Below are 15,558 nucleotides of genomic sequence, written 5' to 3'. Positions count from 1 at the left end.
TCAGCCGGCGTCGCGGATCGGCGGCTGGAAGGTGTAGCCCATATCCCAGGGGAAATAGATCCAGGTGTCCTGCGAGACCTCGGTGACAAAGGTGTCGACCATGGGCCGGCCCTGCGGCTTGGCATAGACCGTCGCGATATGGCACTTCGGCAGCATGTCGCGCACCACCTTGGCCGTCTTGCCGGTGTCGACGAGGTCGTCGACGACGAGAACGCCTTCGCCGCCGTCGGTCAGCAGCTGCGGGGCGACCTCCTTGATCACCTTCAGCTGCCCCTGGCTCTGGTAGTCGTGGTAGCTGGCGATGCAGACCGTCTCGATCATGCGGATGCCGAGCTCGCGCGTGACGATGGCCGCCGGCACGAGGCCGCCGCGGGTGATGCAGACGATGGCGCGGAACGGACCGGCCCCGCTGATCCGCCAGGCGAGCGCGCGGGCGTCGCGATGGAACTGGTCCCAGGCAACGGGGAAGGCCTTTTCCGGATTCGGCGTCGCCATGGGGTGCTCCACGCTCACGAGATCATCGACAGGGCGGCGACACTAGCCGTGCGCGGCCCCGGCGCAAATCGCCCGCGGCGCTTTTCCCAAGGGAATCGTACCTGAACGACGAAGGCCCGGGAGCGTTGCGAAGCTCTCGTCACGCCCCCGCGGCAATGTCAGGCGCCACGGGTGACCGTGATCGGCGCCTCCGGCCGCTTGTGTTCGCCGACCATGACGACGACGGCCGCTTCGGCTGCCGCCAGCAGCGCCTCGTCCTTGGCGCGCAGCACCAGCCGCGTCCAGAACCTGCCGTCCTGCATCATCGGGTAGGAGCCCATGATGACACCGGGATGGGCCTTGGCGAGCGCCGCATAGGGCGTGCCGATGTCGCCCTCGCGCAGGCCGGGCGCCTCGATCGAGACCTGGATCATCTTGGTGCCGGTCTTCAGCCGCGGCGAGACGACGTCCATCATCGCCTGCATGACGGAGGGCACGCCGGCCATGGTGACGACATTGCCGATCATGAAGCCCGGCGCCTTCGACACCGGGTTCTCGATCAGTTCGGCACCCGCGGGGATGCGCGCCATGCGCAGGCGCGCCTCGTTGAGATCCTGTTCGGGAATGCGCTCCAGCAGCATGGCCCGGGCGCGCGGGTCGACGTCGATGGAGACGCCGAAGGCCTTGGCGACGCAGTCGGCTGTGATGTCGTCGTGTGTCGGGCCGATGCCGCCGGTGGTGAAGACGTAGCCGTACTTCGCCCGGAGCGTGTTGAGGGCGGGGATGATCTCGTCCTCCTCGTCGGGAACGACCCGGACTTCCTTCACGTCGATGCCGATGGCGGTGCAGTACTCGGCGATGTAGCCGATGTTCTTGTCCTTGGTGCGCCCGGAGAGGATCTCGTCGCCAATGACGAGGATGGCGGCGGTGACGGTGGTCGGCTCGGTCATGATGCGCTCCGGGGCTGGCTCCGAGGTAGAGCGCGTCGGGACCGGCGGCAAGGGGCGCTGACGTTCAAGTCGTGGATGCCCGGGATGAGCCCGGGCATGATGTTCGGGTGAGCCGGGTTGTCTCTGAGGCCCGCATCGCCGGAGTGCAGGCATCATCCGCTGTGGCAACGGTGATCGGCGCCTTCCACCAGCCCTACTGCACCTGAACTTGCCGCGAGGCCTGGTCGACCATCACCTTCACGGTGAGGAACTCGCCCTCGCCGCCGTGGCGCGAGCCGCGGATGGGCGCGGCGTTGAGGTAGTCGAGGCCGCAGGCGATGCGGATGTGCTGCTCGGTCGGGCAGAGGCCGTTGGCGGGATCGAAGCCGACCCAGCCGAGGCCTTCGACATGCGCTTCCGCCCAGGCGTGGCCGGCCTCCTGGTCGACCGTGCCGTCGTCGTGGAGAAAATAGCCGCCGACATAGCGCGCCGGGATTCCGAGATGGCGGGCGGCGGCGATGAAGATATGGGCGAAGTCCTGGCAGACGCCGCGCTTGAGGGCGAAGGCCTCGGCCGCCGTGGTGGCGGAATGGGTCGGGTCCTTGTCGAAGGTGATGTCGCGGACGAGGTCGTCGAGGAGGGCGTGCAGGGTGGAGAGCCGGTCGGCGGGATGGTGTCTCGCCTCGGCATAGGCGCGGATGTCGCCGTCGGCCGTGGTTAGGTCGGTGCCGCGCAGGTAGAGGCCGGGCGGGAAACGCTCGATGGCGCCGCGCACCACGCCTGCGGTGTCTGAGGTCTCGACCAGGCCGTCGACCCTGACCGTCAGCGTCTGCACCGGCCCGGTGCAGGAGAAGGTGTGGGTGATGTTGCCGAAGGCGTCCTCGTGGGCGTCGAGCCGGCAGTCCTGGTCGACGTCGATGCGCCAGGTGGCGACGTGCTGGCCCTCGTAGTTGCGCGGGGTCAGCCGCAGCGTCTGGATCACCGCATGGGCGGGAACCGCGTAGCTGTAGACCGTCTCGTGGGCGATGCGGATGCGCATGGCGGCCGCCCGCTCAGGTCAGGTATTGCTGGGTGATGGCGGCACCCAGCCGGTTGTTCTCGGTGATGAACTCCGAGACGAATTCGTGCAGCCCCGACTGGAAGATGTCGTCGATGCGGGCGCTTTCGAGCTTGGTGCGGGTGGCGCGTGCGGCGCGCTGGGCCGGACCCTGGCGGCCATAGGAGAGCGACAGGCTGTCGAGGTTGCGCACGATGCTCTCGTAGCAGGCGGCCAGCGAACGCGGCATCTGGTCGTTGAGGATCAGGAGGTCGGCGACCAGCCAGGGCTTCAGGCTCTCCTTGTAGACCCAGTGATAGGCGGTCAGCGCCGAGACGGCGCGCAGGATTGCCGACCACTGGAAATAGTCCAGCGACCCGCCGACCTGCTCGGCTCCAGGCAGCAGCACGTGATATTTCACGTCGAGGATGCGGGCGGTGTTGTCGGCCCGCTCGATCATCACGCCGAGGCGCGAGAACCAGTAGCCGTCGGAGCGCAGCATGGTGCGATAGGCCGAGCCGTCGAACCTCAGGCCCGTCTCCTTCACGAAGGAGAGGAAATTGGCGAGGTGCTCGTCTTGGTTGAGGCCGCTCGCCCGGTATTTCGACAGTTCCAGCCAGGCGGCGTTGATGGCGTCCCACATCTCGACCGTCAGCGCGGTGCGCACCGAGCGCGCATTGGTGCGGGCGACCTCGAAACAGGAGCGGATGGAGGAGGGATTGTCGGGCGAGAACGCGAGGAAGTCGATCACCGTCTCGCGGGTCGCCTTGTCATGCGCCTGGTAGAACAGATGGGCGCAGCCTGCGGTGGCGACCGCCGATTCCCATTCGTTGGACGTGCCGGCATAGGCGGAGGGCAGGTTGGCGAGACGGGTCGAGGCCTCGATGATACGGGCGAGATATTCGGCCCGTTCGACATAGCGGGCGAGCCAGAAGAGATTGTCGGCGGTACGGGAGAGCATGGGTTCCGCCTATCTCACGAATCCAGGACCCAGGTGTCCTTGGTGCCGCCGCCCTGACTGGAATTGACCACCAGCGAACCGTCCTTGAGGGCGACGCGGGTGAGGCCGCCGGGGACGATGCGGACCTTGTCGCGCCCCGTCAGGACGAAGGGCCGGAGGTCGACATGGCGGGGGGCGACCCCCTCCTCGACCAGGGTCGGGCAGGTGGAGAGGGCGAGCGTCGGCTGGGCGATGAAGTTGGACGGGTCCTGCGCCAGCTTGTGACGGAAGAGCTCGATCTCGGCCGCCGCGGCCTTGGGCCCGATCAGCATGCCGTAGCCGCCGGAGCCGTGGACCTCCTTGACGACCAGTTCGGGTAGGTGTTCGAGGACATATTTCAGCTCGTCCGGCTCACGGCAACGCCAGGTCGGCACGTTCTTCAGGATCGGCTCCTCGCCGAGATAGAATTTCACGATCTCCGGCATGTAGCTGTAGACGGCCTTGTCGTCGGCGACGCCGGTGCCGACAGCATTGGCTAGCGTGACGTTGCCGGCATGGTAGGCCGACATGAGGCCGGGCACGCCGAGCGCCGAATCCGGCCGGAAGACGAGCGGGTCGAGGAAATCATCATCGAGCCGGCGGTAGATGACGTCGACGCGCTTCGGACCCCCGGTCGTGCGCATGTAGACGACGTCGGCCTTCACGAAGAGGTCGCGGCCCTCGACCAGTTCGACGCCGAGCTTGTCGGCGAGGAAGGTGTGTTCGTAATAGGCCGCATTGAACAGGCCGGGCGTCAGCAGCACACAGGTCGGGTCGGAGGAGGCCGAGCGCGGTGCCACCGACTTCATCGTGGCGAGCAGGTCATCGGTGTAGTTCTCCACCGGTGCCACCCGGTGCTGGGAGAACAACTCGGGGAAGAGGCGGATCATCACCTCGCGGTTCTCCAGCATGTAGGAGACACCGGAGGGCGTGCGGGCATTGTCCTCGAGCACGTAGAAGGTCTCGGAATCGACGCGGACGATATCGATGCCGGCGATCATCACATAGATGCCGTGCGGCACCGCCTGTTGGTTCATCTCCGGCCGGAAGGCGGGGTTCTGGTAGACGAGATCCTCGGGAACGAGGCCGGCCCGCAGGATCTCGCGCTTCGAATAGACGTCGCCGAGGAAGGCGTTGATGGCGCGCACGCGCTGCGTCAGGCCTTTCGACAGGCGCACCCATTCGTCGTTGGTGAGGACGCGCGGGATGACGTCGAAGGGAATCAGGCGCTCCGTCGAGGCGGAGTCGCCATAGACCGCGAAGGTGATGCCGATGCGGCGAAACAGCGCCTCCGCCTCGCGCGAGCGCGTGGCCAGCAGGTCCGTCGGAATGGTTTTCAACCACCGAGCCAGGGTTTCGTAGGCGGGGCGGACAGCACCGTCCGCGAGATTCATTTCATCGAAGACCGGTGCATCGCCTGCCATTGACGGCTCAATTCCCCTCTGGAAGACAAAACGTGGTCGCTCTCTGACGGAGCAATCCTGACGCTTCGACAACAAGCTAGCGGCAAATCAGGTCGTTAGGGAAGGGGGCTTTCGCAGCCGCGAAATATCCCGTCCGGTAAAACGGTCCTCTGACGTTGCCGGTTCCCCGCCGTCCGGTTATTGCAGCCCCACGCCACGGGGAGACCCATGACTGTCACGGTCGCCGCCCTCTACCGCTTCGCCAGCCTGCCGGACTGCGCCGCCCTCGTCGCGCCGGTCATGGAGCTGTGCGCCGCGCTCGGCATCAGGGGCACGCTCCTGCTGGCCCCCGAGGGCATCAACGGCACGGTGGCGGGGGAGGCGGCGGCGATCGACCGCCTCATCGCCCGCTTGACCGGCGGATGGGTCTTCGGCGACCGGCTCGCCGGCATGGAGCTGAAGCTCTCGACCGCCGCGGTCATGCCATTCGGCCGGCTCAAGGTGAAGGCCAAGCGCGAGATCGTCGCTTTCGACGGCGGCGTGACCGATCCGTCCCGCCGGGTGGGCACCTATGTCGCGCCCGCTGACTGGAACGCCCTGATCGCCGATCCCGGCACCGTCGTCATCGACACGCGCAACGCCTTCGAGGTGGCCATCGGGACGTTCGAGGGCGCCCGCGATCCCGGAACCGTCAGCTTCGGCGAGTTTCGCGACTATGCCACCCGCGCCCTCGACCCGGCGCGGGACCGGCGCATCGCCATGTTCTGCACCGGCGGCATCCGCTGCGAGAAGGCGAGCGCCTATCTCGTCGAGCAGGGCTTTCCCGAGGTGCATCATCTCAAGGGCGGCATCCTCGCCTATCTCGAACAGGTGCCGGAGCGCGAGAGCCTGTGGCGCGGCGGCTGTTTCGTCTTCGACGGCCGTGTCGCACTCGGCCATGGCCTCGCCGAGATGCCGGAGACGGCAGAAGGGATTGGGCTGCCGTGACCGGGATCGCCGACCTCGCCGCCCGTCTCGAAGCCCTGGAGATCAGGGCGGCCTATCAGGATCAGACGATCGAGGACCTCAACACCACGATCAACGCGCAGTGGACCGAGTTGAACCGGCTGCAACGGCTCGTCGCGCGCCTCGAGGACCAGTTGCGCGAGGCCCAGAACGGCGGTCCGCAGGGGCCGGAACCGCCGCCGCCGCACTATTGATCTCGCCGCGCCCGGCTCCGCCCTGTGGACGAAACGGACCGGAACGCCTGCTGCGTTGCTCATGACAGTGGCCGCCGCTACACCCGTCAGGTCCCTGGAGAATCGCTGATGACCTATTGTTGCGGCATCCTCGTGCGCGACGGGCTGGTGATGATCGCCGACACCCGCACCAATGCGGGTCTCGACAACATCTCGACGTTCCGCAAGCTGCACGTGTTCCAGAAGCCCGGCGAGCGGGTGATGGCGCTTGCCTCCGCCGGCAATCTGTCAATCACCCAGTCGGTTCTCGGCTTCCTTCACGAAGGCCTGCCCAACGAGGAGACGGGCGAGCTTGAAACCATCCTCAACGCGCCGTCCATGTTCCAGGCGGCCCAGCGTGTCGGCCGCGCCATCCGTGAGGTGCGGCGCATCGACGGGCCCGGCCTCGAGGAGGACGGCATCAAGTTCGAGGCCTCGTTCCTCTTCGGCGGGCAGATCAAGGGCCGATCGCTGCGCCTGTTCATGGTCTATGCCGCCGGCAACTATATCGAGTGCACGGTCGATACGCCCTATCTGCAGATCGGCGAGCACAAATACGGCAAGCCGATCCTCGACCGCGCCATCAAGTTCGACACCAATCTGAACGATGCGCTCAAGATCGGCCTCGTCTCGATGGATTCGACCATGCGCTCCAATCTCGGGGTCGGCATGCCCATCGACATCGCGGTGATGCCGCGGGGCGACGCCGTCCTGCAGACCCATTACCGGATCGAACCCGGCGAGCCCTATTTCCACGACCTGCGCGAGCGCTGGTCGGCGGCGCTGCGCAAGGCGCATATGGACATTCCGCCGCCACCCTATGCCGGCTCCAACGTGGTGAAGTGAACGCTCAGCGCACCGTGACCGTGGCGCTCAGAGTCGCGTTGGAATCATTGCCGACATAGATCTCGTACTCGCCCGGCTCGACGCGGTAGCGCGCCTGGTCGTCGTGGAAGCCCAGGCTGCGCACGGGAATGGCGAAGCGGACGGTCGCCTGACCGCCGGCCGCGACCTCGACCTTCTCGAAGAACCGGAGCTGGCGGACCGGCCGCGATCGCGAGGCGACCTTCTGCCGGACATAGACCTGCACGACCTCGCGGCCGGCCGGGCCGGCAATGTTGCTGACGCGGACGGAACCCGCGACCGTGCCGTCGCGCGCCACGCGCGGGGCGTCCAAGGTCAGCGCCTCGAAGGTGAAGCGCGAGAAGGAGAGGCCGAAGCCGAAGGGGTAGAGCGGCTCCAGCTTCTCGTCGGTGTAGCCGGTCTCGTAGCGGGCATTGGTCAGGCGCGGGCGGCCGGTCGGCAGGCTGTCGTAATAGATCGGCACCTGTCCGGTGGCGCGCGGGAAGGTCATCGGCAGCTTGCCCGAGGGGTTGACGTGGCCGGTGATCACCTCGGCGAGGGCGGTGCGGCCCTCGGTGCCCAGGTGGAACGCCTGCAGAATGGCCGCGACGCGGCCTTCGAAGCGGGTCAGCACGAAGGGCCGCGTGGTGTGCAGGATGACGACGACCGGCTTGCCGGTGGCGATCAGCGCGTCGAGCAGGGCCTGCTGCACCGGCGGCAGGTCGAGATGGGCGCGCGAGGTGCCCTCGCCGATCTGCTCGCAGTCCTCGCCAAGCATGACGACGACGACATCGGCGGCCTCCGCCGTGCGCACCGCGCCTGCCGTGTCGCCGGCCGCCAGGTTGCAGTGGGTCGCAAGGCCGGGCGCGAAGCTGATCGCGACGTCCGGGCCGAGCAGGCGGGTGAGTTCGTCCGGCAGCTTCGGCGGACGGACGCGCGGCAGGCCGGCATTGTCGGAATACTGCCAGTCCTCCTGATGGGTCGCGGCGCCGCCGACGACGGCGATGGAGCGCACCGAGGAGCGCAGCGGCAGCGCGGCCTCGTGGTTGCGCAGCATGACGATGGATTCCCGTGCCACGGCGAGCGAATCGGCGCGGGCTGCGGGCGTCGCCATGTCACGGGCAGCGGTTGTCGGGTCGAACGGCGGTTCCTCGAACAGACCCATATGGAACTTGACGCGCAGCACGCGGCGGACCGCCTCGTCCAGGGCGGCGGCCGGCACCCGGCCGGCACGGATCTCGTCGGCGAGATGGGCGTCATAGGCGCCCGACATCATGTCCATGTCGACGCCGGCGAGGAAGGCCTTGCGTGCCGCCTCGGCCCGGTCGGAGGCCATACCGTGATTGATCAGCTCGCGCACGGAATCGAAATCGGAGACGACGAAGCCGCGGAAGCCGAGACGGCCCTTCAGGACGTCGGTGACGAGGCTGCGGTCGCCGGTCGCGGCGATGCCGTTCATGGCGCTCAGCGACGTCATGACGGTGAAGGCGCCGGCCGAGATCGCCGCCCGGAACGGCGGGATCTGGTAGTCCCAGAGCTGCGAGACGGGGATCCAGACGCTGTTGTAGTCGCGTCCGCCCTCGGCTGCGCCATAACCGACGAAGTGCTTGGCGGAGGTGGCGAGGCCGCCGCGGTGGTAGCCCACGACGCGGGCCGCGGCGATGACGGAGGCCAGGTGCACGTCTTCGCCGGCGCCCTCCATGTTGCGACCCCAGCGGGCATCGCGCGTCATGTCGATCATCGGCGCGAAGGTCCAGTTGATGCCGGTGGCGCGGGCCTCGCGGGCGGACCAGTAGGAGGCGAGTTCGACCAGGCGCGGGTTGAAGGTGGCGGCCTGGCCGATCGGCTGGGGGAAATAGGTGGCGAAGCCGTTGATCGCGTCGAGGCCGAGGATCAGCGGTATCTTCAGCCGCGACTGGGCGACCTGGGCCCGGACGGCGGCGATCTCGGCGGGCGAGGTGAAGTTCATCACGGCGCCGGTCCGGCCCTGGGCGACCCATTCGGGCCGGAACTCGTCGCCGCGGCCGCGCAGGTTGAGCTGGCCGATCTTCTCGGCCGTCGTCATGCGTGCGAGCAGGGCGTCGATGCGCCGCTCGATCGCGCGCGCCTCGGCGCCGGTCTTCCAGGCGAGGGCCGGAGGGCCGGGGGGCTGCTGGGCGAGGGCCGGCAGGGGAGCTATGGCGAGGAGAAGCGGGAGCAGTCGGCGGGTCAGGGCATTCATCGGGGGGCGCGCGGCTCCTCAGGGCATGCGGCCGGGCGTGTTTGCGACCGGCAACGAAGGCATCAGCTTCCTAGCCGTGTTCTCACGCCTTCCGCAACGGGCCCGCGGCCGCGGCCGGGCGTCACGCCTGTCCCGCCGGCGGGCGGGTTCCGCAGGTCGTCCCGTCCGGCTATAGCTCCGCCATGATCGCGTCCTCCTCCCGCCTGCCCAAGCACCGCTTTTCCTCCGACGGCGTCGAGATCGCCTATTTCGACACGGGGGAGGGCGATCCGGTCCTCTGCATCCACGGCTTCGCCTCCAATGCCCATATCAACTGGACCTATCCGGGCTGGGTGGACACGCTGACCAGGGCCGGACGGCGCGTCATCGCGCTCGACAATCGCGGCCACGGCGATTCGGAAAAGCTCTACGACCCCGCCGCCTACCACACGACTCTGATGGCCGAGGATGCGCGGGCGCTGCTCGACCATCTCGGCATCGAGAGCACGGTGGTGCTCGGCTATTCCATGGGGTCGCGCATCACGGCCTTCCTCGCCCATCGCCATCCCGGCCGGGTCAGGGCGGCGATCATGGGCGGCCTCGGCATCAAGCTGGTCGACGGCGTCGGGCTGCCGGAGTCCATCGCCGAGGCGCTGGAGGCGGAGACCCTCGAGGAGGTCACCGACCCGCAGGGCCGCATGTTCCGCGCCTTCGCCATGCAGACCCAGTCGGACCGGCGGGCGCTGGCCGCCTGTATCCGCGGCTCGCGCAACCTGATGAGCCGCGAGGAGGCCGCCGCGATCGCCTGCCCGGTGCTGATCGCGGTGGGGACGAAGGACGAGATCGCCGGCGTGCCGGAGCCGCTGGCAGCGATCATCCCCAAGGGGGAGGTGCTTTCGATCCCCGATCGCGATCATATGCCGGCGGTGGGCGACAAGGTCTTCAAGGCCGGCGCGCTCGCCTTCCTCGCCCGGATCGCCGCCTGACGATCGGCCTCTCATCGGACCGCGCCGCCATGTCCCAGCACCCCCGCCACGCGCGCTTCACCGGCCATGACGGCAACCGGCTCGAGGCCGATGTCTACGGCCATGGCGAGAAGGTGGCACTGCTGCTGCACGGCGGCGGGCAGACGCGGCATGCCTGGCGCGCCACCGCCCGCAGGCTCGCCGAACGCGGCTTCACGGCGATCGCCATCGACCAGCGCGGCCATGGCGACAGCGAATGGGCGGCCAATGGCGCCTATGCCTTTGCCGATTACAGTGGTGACGCCGTCGTCCTCGGACATGCCATCGCCGAGCGGTTCGGAGCGGCGCCGGCGGTGATCGGCGCCTCGCTCGGTGGGATCGCCGCGCTTCATGCGCTCGGTGTCGCGCCCTGTTTCTCCGCCCTTGTGCTGGTCGACATCGTCCCACGCATGGAAGAGACCGGCGTTCAGCATGTGCAGAGTTTCATGCGGGCGCGGGCGAAGGAGGGCTTCGCCACCATCGAGGAGGCAGCCGAATCGGTGGCGGCCTATCTGCCGAACCGGAGCCGGCCTCCTTCCACGGACGGCCTGAAGAAGAACCTGCGGCTGCGCGAGGACGGGCGCTGGTACTGGCACTGGGATCCGGCCTTTCTCGAAGGCGGGCGCACCGTCAACACCGACCGTACGACGATTGTCGCCTCGCTCGAGGATGCGGCGCGACGGCTGTCGGTGCCAACGCTTCTGGTGCGCGGCAACGCCTCCGATATCGTCTCGCAGGAGAGCGCCGACGCCTTCCTCACCCTCGTTCCGCATGCCCGCTTCGTCGATGTCAGTGGCGCCGGCCACATGGTGGCGGGCGACAAGAACGACATCTTCGCCGACGCGATCCTCTCCTTCCTGAACTGAGCGTCGCTCCCGTCGCGTGACGGTTTTCCGAGTCGATTCAGACGCTTCCTTCGTGCGGCTGATGTTCAGATTCCGATTCAGCCTGCGGTTCATCCTGCGATTCCGATTCAGCTTCGCCGTCCAAGTTGCACTGTTCGCGCCCTGCAACACGGGTGAAGCAATGGAAACGGGAGGGCAAGGCAGCCGCCACGGTCGTGCAGCGCCGGCCCTCTAGAGGAGGGGCCACTCACCAAGGGGACCCCGCCATGAACCGCCAGACCAGCCGCCTGCCGCTCGCCGCCTTCGCTTTCGTCGCCCTGCTGCCCGGCGGGATAGCGGCAGCGCAGTCGGTCCCCGGCCTGCCGCCCTCCATCGGCCAGGAGATCGACAGGGCGCTGTCCCAGGTGCCCGACGCCGACCGGCGCGCCGCCCCCGGCCGCCCGACGGTGGGCCAGGAGGTCGACCAGCTTCTCAATCGGCCCGCCAGCCCGCTCCGCAGCCGGCAGGTCTCCCTCGCCTTCGAGAACAAGACGGAGGTCAAGGCGCTGGTGATCCAGTTCGCCCCGGCCGGTGCGACTTCCTGGGGGCCGAACCGTCTGGCGCGCGAGACGCTGAACCCGCGGGCCTGGATGCGGTGGCGCGCCAACGGCACGGACTGCCGCTACGACGTCCGCGTCACCTTCGCTCTGGGGCGGGAGTTCGTCCGGCTCGACCACGATTTCTGCGCCCAGGAGAAGGTCGAGATCACGGCGGAGGAGGCTTCCGCCGAGCGCGCCGCGCTGCCGACCCGGGACGGCGTCGCGCTGTTCCGGGTGGTCAACCGCACCGCGCAGCGTGTCGCGGTTCTGCGTGTTTCCCCGGCCGGGGCACGGCAGCCGCAGGGCGATCTTCTCGGCATCTGGATGATGGAGGCCGGTGACGTCTACACGGGCCGCGTTCCGCGCGGTGGCGCTTGCCTCTTCGACGTGCGGGCCGGTTTCGACCCCGAAGAGACCGATACCGTGACGCTGACCCGCCAGAACCTCTGCGAGACGTCGGAGATCGTCATCCCGGCCCGGCGGTCCGCAGGGGGCTGATCCCGCCGCCGCTTCGAGCCGCCGGACGGCGGGCCGCGGCGCGGCGGCTTTGACTTGACCACCCCGGCCATGGCACACGGCGCAACCAGCGAAACAAGGGAGGTCGCCCGTGGACCGGACCGAGATCACCAAGATTCAGGACTACCTGCGCCGCAAGTTCGCCAACCAGACGATCAAGCTGCAGCCCAACATGCGCCGCAAGGAGATGGTCGAGGTGATGATCGGCGACGAGCAGATCGGCACGCTCTACAAGGACGTGGACGACGGGGAGACCTCCTACACGGTCACCATCTCCATCCTCGATATCGACCTCGAAGAGGTGTGAGCCGGGCTGGCCGGTTAACCCTTCCTTAAGGAAATCGGCCTGACCTCTTAACAAAATCCTAACGACGCGGTACCGATTGGGACGAGGGCGGATCGCCCTCGTGTCCCATCGGGTTCCGCGTCATGTCTCAGGTCAGCCTCCAGCTTCTCCACTCGCTCGCGCTGGGCTTTGCGATTTCCGGACTTCTCGTGGCGATCTACCGGGCTCTCGCCGCCAAGCCCGCGAGTTTCCGCCTGTTGCAGAGCGGAGGCGCCGCTGCGGTTCTGGCGATTCCCTTCCTCGCCTTCGCCGCCCCCGCCATCATCGTGCGCAACACGATCCGCGGCCGCCGCATCGAGAATCGCCGGTTCGAGTTCGTCTTCCTCGCGACGCTGGTGGCGCTGATCTGGAGCCTGATGTCCGGCCGCGTGCTGACCATGGTCCTGCATGCCTTCGGCCTGTGATCGCCCGACACGCACCTGACATCTCCTGACACGGCCCCGGCGCATCCTCGTCCCGTCACCAACACGGGAGGGGGCCATGACCTGCAGCCGAAGCGATCGCGTTGCGATGGAGGCCGGCGACGGACGCCGCGACTTCGATTTCCTGATGGGCACCTGGACTGTGCATCACCGGCGCCTGCGGACGCGGCTGTCGGCCGATACCCGATGGGAGGAATTCGGCGGCACCTGCGCCGCGCTTCCCGTGCTCGGTGGTGCCGGCAATGTCGACGACAACATCCTGCATCTTCCCGGCGGCAGCTACCGCGCGCTGAGCATCCGCGCCTTCGACGCGGCGCGGCGGCAATGGTCGATCTGGTGGCTCGACGCGCGTGATGGCGCCATTGGTTCGCCCGTCCACGGCCGTTTCGCCGACGGTGTCGGGACCTTTGTCGGCGACGACACCTGGCAGGACCGGCCGGTCAGGGTGCGCTTTCTCTGGTCCGGCCTGACCGCCCAGTCGGCGCGCTGGGAACAGGCCTTCTCCGCCGATGGCGGGGCGAGTTTCGAGACCAACTGGGTGATGGATTTCCGCCGGGCGCCGTAAGGCCGCCTGGCCCGTTCCGCCGACTTCTCAAGCCGGCCGGCGCCGTGCGATAGGTCCTTGGCGACACGCGCGGAGGACGCCATGCCCATCTATGCCATCGACGGTATCCAGCCGATCCTGCCCGAGGGCGACCGCGTCTTCGTCGCGCCCGACGCTCATGTCATCGGCAAGGTCGAGATCGGCGCCGATGTCGGCATCTGGTTCGGCGCTGTGATCCGCGGCGACAATGAGCTGATCGCCATCGGCGAGGGCACCAATATCCAGGAAATGTGCATGCTGCATACCGATCCCGGCGCGCCGATGACGATCGGGACCGGCTGCACCATCGGCCACAAGGTGATCCTGCACGGCTGCACCATCGGCGACAACACGCTGATCGGCATGGGCTCGACGATCCTCAACAATGCTAAGATCGGCAACAATTGTCTGGTCGGGGCCAATTCCCTCGTCACCGAAGGCAAGGAATTTCCCGACAATTCGCTCATCGTCGGATCGCCGGCACGCGCCGTGCGAACGCTCGACGAGGCCGCCATCGCCCGGCTGAAGCTGTCGGCCGCCAGCTATGTGAAGAACGCGCGGCGCTTCAAGGCCGGCCTCAAGCCGGTGGGCTGAGCGCCATGGCCACCGTCGACTTCTTCTATGAATTCGCCTCGACCTATTCCTACCCCGCGGCGCTGCGGGTCGAGGAGGTCGCGGCCGAGGCCGGCGTCACCGTGCGCTGGCGGCCGTTCCTGCTGGGGCCGATCTTCGCCGAAGCCGGCTGGACCACCTCGCCGTTCAACCTGATCCCGGCCAAGGGGCGGTACATGTGGCGGGATCTGGAGCGGATCACGGCGACCATGGGCCTGCCGTTCACGAAACCCGATCCCTTTCCGCAGAACAGCCTCACCGCCGCGCGCATCGCCACGTCCCTGCCGGACGACGGCAGGCGTGCCGCCTTCTCGCGCGCGCTTTATCGCTTTGAATTCGGCGAGGGCCTGTCGATCGCCGATCCCGAGGTTCTGGGCCGGGCGCTGACGGCAGCCGGTGTCGAGCCAGCGACCGCGATCATTGCGGCCGGATCGGACCCGGTGAAACAGGCGCTGCGGGCGACCACCGAGGAGGCCAAGGCCAGGGGCCTGTTCGGCGCGCCGAGCATGGTCACCGCCGACGGGGAGCTGTTCTGGGGCAACGACCGGATCGAAGAGGCCGTGGCATGGGCGCTGAAAGCCAGCGCTGCCTGAATCGAACGCCAAAAAAGGTGACGGCCGGCCCTCGTTCTGAGGTACCGGCCGTCTGTTCGCGAACCCGGTCTGGGGACGGGGAGGGGTGGGACGTGACCGAGGACGCGAAACTCGATTAGCGGGTGGCGACGGCGGCGGGCGCGCGGCCCGGTCCGACGGTCACCCAGTGATTGGGGTCGTGGGAGGCCTGCCGCTTGATGAAGCGGTAGCCGGTCTGGTTCCAGAGGCGGATGTCGCTCGTCTCGTTGTCGAGAATGTAATCGCCGCGGTCGGTCCGAACGGTGAGGATCGCGTGGCCGTCGCCCTGACGGTCGCGGACGACGGTGATGAGCAGGGCGCTGGCGGGGAACCCGGCCTCGATGAGCAGCTTCTTCTTCAGAAGTACGTAATCCTCACAGTCGCCGCGCCCGGAGGTCGGATAGGTCCAGCGCTCCTCGGTGCCATATTGTTCGATGTCCGTGACCGGCTCGATGGCGGTGTTCACATGAGCATTGATGCGGATCAGCGTCGCCCAGCTGTGGCGATCGGCACGCACCAGATCGACCCCGCGCGGCCGGTCCCGGCATTCGGCGGGAAAGTCCCGGCAGAACTGCCGCCAGCCGATGGGCGCCGTCGACGCGCCCTGTTCGTTCAGGAAGGCGAGGCGATCGCCAGCCGCGGCTTCGAAGACCGGCATCGCGGCGACGAGGCCGAGCACCAGAGCGCCCGTCATGGCGCTCCTCGTCTTCACCCTCCACCAGGTCGTCTGGCCGTTCATGACGTGTCCCTCCGTCGATGGCGGGACACTGACAGGCGGGCTTTGCGGCGCGCTGAAATGAAACGGTGAAAGACGACGGGTTTGCGTCACCACTCGTTCAGTTTAACGGGGTGTGGATTTACCCTGTGACTTGACGGCAGGAATCCGGGGCGCGCTGCAATCCATTGAAAAGGCAAGAAAATCCGCTCGTTTCAGCGGATTTTCTGCGGGCGGCTTCGCGC

18 protein-coding genes are annotated in these 15,558 nt (G+C 67.8%); 11 read left to right on the top strand and 7 right to left on the bottom strand.

Translation table 11 applies throughout. The features are described from left to right. The 5 genes from gpt to Q8O26_RS17490 form a co-directional block, all read right to left on the bottom strand. Positions 1 to 495, bottom strand: coding sequence for a xanthine phosphoribosyltransferase (gene gpt, locus Q8O26_RS17510; protein ID WP_305577925.1), 495 nt, complete (start codon positions 493 to 495; stop codon positions 1 to 3). Positions 496 to 653: 158 nt separating this feature from the next. Further along, positions 654 to 1,424 carry a molybdopterin-binding protein gene (locus tag Q8O26_RS17505; RefSeq protein WP_305577923.1) on the bottom strand — a complete coding sequence of 257 codons (771 nt, stop codon included), beginning with the start codon at positions 1,422 to 1,424 and terminating at the stop codon, positions 654 to 656. Between the two features lie 193 nt (positions 1,425 to 1,617). Next, positions 1,618 to 2,442 carry a transglutaminase family protein gene (locus tag Q8O26_RS17500; protein ID WP_305577921.1) on the bottom strand — a complete coding sequence of 275 codons (825 nt, stop codon included), beginning with the start codon at positions 2,440 to 2,442 and terminating at the stop codon, positions 1,618 to 1,620. A gap of 13 nt (positions 2,443 to 2,455) precedes the next feature. Then, positions 2,456 to 3,400 (bottom strand): alpha-E domain-containing protein, encoded by a 945-nt coding sequence (locus Q8O26_RS17495; protein ID WP_305577920.1) that lies wholly within the window; start codon positions 3,398 to 3,400, stop codon positions 2,456 to 2,458. Between the two features lie 14 nt (positions 3,401 to 3,414). Further along, the gene (locus tag Q8O26_RS17490) at positions 3,415 to 4,842 is read right to left on the bottom strand and encodes a circularly permuted type 2 ATP-grasp protein (protein WP_305577918.1); all 1,428 of its coding nucleotides are present in this window, start codon (positions 4,840 to 4,842) and stop codon (positions 3,415 to 3,417) included. Between the two features lie 207 nt (positions 4,843 to 5,049). Between Q8O26_RS17490 and Q8O26_RS17485 the strand changes: the two genes are divergently transcribed. The 3 genes from Q8O26_RS17485 to Q8O26_RS17475 all read left to right on the top strand — a co-directional run bounded on the left by Q8O26_RS17485 (position 5,050) and on the right by Q8O26_RS17475 (position 6,884). Continuing rightward, complete coding sequence (locus Q8O26_RS17485; protein ID WP_305577916.1) at positions 5,050 to 5,808, top strand: rhodanese-related sulfurtransferase; 759 nt, start codon at positions 5,050 to 5,052, stop codon at positions 5,806 to 5,808. Beyond that, positions 5,805 to 6,020, top strand: coding sequence for a SlyX family protein (locus Q8O26_RS17480; RefSeq protein WP_305577914.1), 216 nt, complete (start codon positions 5,805 to 5,807; stop codon positions 6,018 to 6,020). Before Q8O26_RS17485 ends, Q8O26_RS17480 begins: the two co-directional genes overlap by 4 nt. 108 nt (positions 6,021 to 6,128) lie before the next feature. Further along, positions 6,129 to 6,884, top strand: a complete 756-nt coding sequence (locus Q8O26_RS17475) for a proteasome-type protease (protein WP_305577912.1) — start codon at positions 6,129 to 6,131, stop codon at positions 6,882 to 6,884. A gap of 4 nt (positions 6,885 to 6,888) precedes the next feature. On the opposite strand, the gene Q8O26_RS17470 is transcribed toward Q8O26_RS17475, so the two are convergent. Next, positions 6,889 to 9,102, bottom strand: coding sequence for a glycoside hydrolase family 3 N-terminal domain-containing protein (locus Q8O26_RS17470; protein WP_305577910.1), 2,214 nt, complete (start codon positions 9,100 to 9,102; stop codon positions 6,889 to 6,891). A 182-nt stretch (positions 9,103 to 9,284) separates the two neighbouring features. On the opposite strand from Q8O26_RS17470, the gene Q8O26_RS17465 reads away from it, so the two are divergent. The 8 genes from Q8O26_RS17465 (at position 9,285) to Q8O26_RS17430 (ending at position 14,580) form a co-directional block, all read left to right on the top strand. Next, on the top strand, positions 9,285 to 10,067 hold the full coding sequence (locus Q8O26_RS17465; protein WP_305577908.1) for an alpha/beta fold hydrolase: 783 nt from the start codon (positions 9,285 to 9,287) through the stop codon (positions 10,065 to 10,067). Between the two features lie 29 nt (positions 10,068 to 10,096). Next, complete coding sequence (locus Q8O26_RS17460) at positions 10,097 to 10,951, top strand: alpha/beta fold hydrolase (RefSeq protein WP_305577906.1); 855 nt, start codon at positions 10,097 to 10,099, stop codon at positions 10,949 to 10,951. Positions 10,952 to 11,196: 245 nt separating this feature from the next. Further along, the gene (locus tag Q8O26_RS17455) at positions 11,197 to 12,006 is read left to right on the top strand and encodes a hypothetical protein (protein WP_305577904.1); all 810 of its coding nucleotides are present in this window, start codon (positions 11,197 to 11,199) and stop codon (positions 12,004 to 12,006) included. 109 nt (positions 12,007 to 12,115) lie between these two features. Continuing rightward, positions 12,116 to 12,331 (top strand): DUF3126 family protein, encoded by a 216-nt coding sequence (locus tag Q8O26_RS17450; RefSeq protein WP_305577902.1) that lies wholly within the window; start codon positions 12,116 to 12,118, stop codon positions 12,329 to 12,331. 122 nt (positions 12,332 to 12,453) lie between these two features. Next, the gene (locus tag Q8O26_RS17445; RefSeq protein WP_305577900.1) at positions 12,454 to 12,774 is read left to right on the top strand and encodes a hypothetical protein; all 321 of its coding nucleotides are present in this window, start codon (positions 12,454 to 12,456) and stop codon (positions 12,772 to 12,774) included. A gap of 76 nt (positions 12,775 to 12,850) precedes the next feature. After that, complete coding sequence (locus Q8O26_RS17440) at positions 12,851 to 13,357, top strand: DUF1579 domain-containing protein (protein ID WP_305577898.1); 507 nt, start codon at positions 12,851 to 12,853, stop codon at positions 13,355 to 13,357. Between the two features lie 81 nt (positions 13,358 to 13,438). Further along, positions 13,439 to 13,969: a gamma carbonic anhydrase family protein gene (locus Q8O26_RS17435; RefSeq protein ID WP_305577896.1), complete on the top strand. Its 531-nt coding sequence runs from the start codon at positions 13,439 to 13,441 to the stop codon at positions 13,967 to 13,969. Then, a complete protein-coding gene (locus Q8O26_RS17430; protein WP_305578031.1) occupies positions 13,966 to 14,580 on the top strand; it encodes a 2-hydroxychromene-2-carboxylate isomerase in 615 nt (204 codons plus the stop codon). Before Q8O26_RS17435 ends, Q8O26_RS17430 begins: the two co-directional genes overlap by 4 nt. Positions 14,581 to 14,695: 115 nt before the next feature. Here the strand turns inward: Q8O26_RS17430 and Q8O26_RS17425 are convergent, their stop codons facing one another. After that, positions 14,696 to 15,337, bottom strand: coding sequence for a transglutaminase-like cysteine peptidase (locus Q8O26_RS17425; RefSeq protein ID WP_305577892.1), 642 nt, complete (start codon positions 15,335 to 15,337; stop codon positions 14,696 to 14,698). Positions 15,338 to 15,558: the final 221 nt, after the last annotated feature.

Source organism: Phreatobacter sp. (assembly GCF_030691135.1).
Classification (GTDB): Bacteria; Pseudomonadota; Alphaproteobacteria; order Rhizobiales; family Phreatobacteraceae; genus Phreatobacter.
This window is presented reverse-complemented; position numbering and strand designations above follow the sequence as displayed.

What these genes read in the sequence shown, in the direction of transcription:
- Q8O26_RS17425 (WP_305577892.1), bottom strand. Translation starts at nt 15,337, where the DNA reads ATGAACGGCCAGACGACCTGGTGGAGGGTGAAGACGAGGAGCGCCATG.
- Q8O26_RS17490 (WP_305577918.1), bottom strand. Translation starts at nt 4,842, where the DNA reads ATGGCAGGCGATGCACCGGTCTTCGATGAAATGAATCTCGCGGACGGT.
- Q8O26_RS17435 (WP_305577896.1), top strand. Translation starts at nt 13,439, where the DNA reads ATGCCCATCTATGCCATCGACGGTATCCAGCCGATCCTGCCCGAGGGC.
- Q8O26_RS17465 (WP_305577908.1), top strand. Translation starts at nt 9,285, where the DNA reads ATGATCGCGTCCTCCTCCCGCCTGCCCAAGCACCGCTTTTCCTCCGAC.
- Q8O26_RS17495 (WP_305577920.1), bottom strand. Translation starts at nt 3,400, where the DNA reads ATGCTCTCCCGTACCGCCGACAATCTCTTCTGGCTCGCCCGCTATGTC.
- Q8O26_RS17455 (WP_305577904.1), top strand. Translation starts at nt 11,197, where the DNA reads ATGAACCGCCAGACCAGCCGCCTGCCGCTCGCCGCCTTCGCTTTCGTC.
- Q8O26_RS17475 (WP_305577912.1), top strand. Translation starts at nt 6,129, where the DNA reads ATGACCTATTGTTGCGGCATCCTCGTGCGCGACGGGCTGGTGATGATC.
- Q8O26_RS17440 (WP_305577898.1), top strand. Translation starts at nt 12,851, where the DNA reads ATGACCTGCAGCCGAAGCGATCGCGTTGCGATGGAGGCCGGCGACGGA.
- gpt (WP_305577925.1), bottom strand. Translation starts at nt 495, where the DNA reads ATGGCGACGCCGAATCCGGAAAAGGCCTTCCCCGTTGCCTGGGACCAG.
- Q8O26_RS17460 (WP_305577906.1), top strand. Translation starts at nt 10,097, where the DNA reads ATGTCCCAGCACCCCCGCCACGCGCGCTTCACCGGCCATGACGGCAAC.
- Q8O26_RS17445 (WP_305577900.1), top strand. Translation starts at nt 12,454, where the DNA reads ATGTCTCAGGTCAGCCTCCAGCTTCTCCACTCGCTCGCGCTGGGCTTT.
- Q8O26_RS17485 (WP_305577916.1), top strand. Translation starts at nt 5,050, where the DNA reads ATGACTGTCACGGTCGCCGCCCTCTACCGCTTCGCCAGCCTGCCGGAC.
- Q8O26_RS17505 (WP_305577923.1), bottom strand. Translation starts at nt 1,424, where the DNA reads ATGACCGAGCCGACCACCGTCACCGCCGCCATCCTCGTCATTGGCGAC.
- Q8O26_RS17500 (WP_305577921.1), bottom strand. Translation starts at nt 2,442, where the DNA reads ATGCGCATCCGCATCGCCCACGAGACGGTCTACAGCTACGCGGTTCCC.
- Q8O26_RS17470 (WP_305577910.1), bottom strand. Translation starts at nt 9,102, where the DNA reads ATGAATGCCCTGACCCGCCGACTGCTCCCGCTTCTCCTCGCCATAGCT.